This is a genomic window from Kitasatospora aureofaciens (genome assembly GCF_019192735.1).
Lineage (GTDB): Bacteria > Actinomycetota > Actinomycetes > Streptomycetales > Streptomycetaceae > Kitasatospora > Kitasatospora aureofaciens_A.
This window is the reverse complement of the sequence record NZ_JAHTKP010000192.1, coordinates 1-796: the sequence shown is the minus strand read 5'-3', so window position 1 is coordinate 796 and position 796 is coordinate 1. Positions and strand designations below refer to the sequence as shown.

Genomic DNA, 796 nt, shown 5'->3' with positions numbered 1-796 from the left:
GGATCTCGGGTGGTCTGGGGCGGCGGCCGAAGCGTTCGGGGTGCCGTGCGTAGGCCTCGGCGAGGGTGACGGCCCGCTGGTCGCGGATCTCCTCCGCGGTGCCGAAGTGGACGCTGGCGGGCGTGTGAAGTCCGATGCCCGAGTGCCTGTGCTCGTGGTTGTAGTACGAGATGAAGGCGTCGAACCATTCACGGGCGTGGGCCAGGGAGTCGAACCGCTCGGGATAGTCGGCCATGTACTTGGTGGTCTTGAACTGGGCCTCGCTGTAGGGGTTGTCGTTGGAGACCTTGGGGCGCGAGTGGCTCCTGGTGACGCCGAGATCGATCAGCAGCTGGGAGACCTTCTTGGAGGTCATCGAGGTGCCCCGGTCGGCGTGCACGGTCTCGGGGACGATGCCGTTGCGCGCGATGGTCTCGCGGATCAACTCCTCTGCCCGTTCGGCTGATTCGGCCGACTCGATGGTGTGGCCGACGATGTAGCGGCTGAAGATGTCGATGATGACGTAGGCGTGGTACCAGATGCCCTTGGTGGGGCCGGCCGCTTTGGTGATGTCCCAGGTGAAGACCTGGGAGGGGCCGTCGGCGACCAGTTCGGGCACTGTCTTGGCCGGGTGGGTGGCCTGGCGGCGTCGCTCACCCGACTGCCCTCGCTCACGCAGGATGCGGTACATCGTGGAGACCGAGCAGTGGTAGCGCCCGGTGTCCAGCTCGCGGGCCCAGATCTGTGCGGGTGGCAGTTCGGCGTACTCGGGGCTGTTCATCAACTCCAGTACCGCATCGCGCTCTTCGGCTGTCAG

Annotated in this window: 1 protein-coding gene; it reads right to left on the bottom strand. The window is 66.2% G+C overall.

From position 1 onward, the window contains the following. Positions 1-760, bottom strand: a 760-nt coding sequence (locus KV557_RS41950) for a DDE-type integrase/transposase/recombinase (RefSeq protein ID WP_218207383.1), incomplete at its 3' end; no start/stop codon positions are given. Between the last annotated feature and the right edge of the window lie 36 nt (positions 761-796).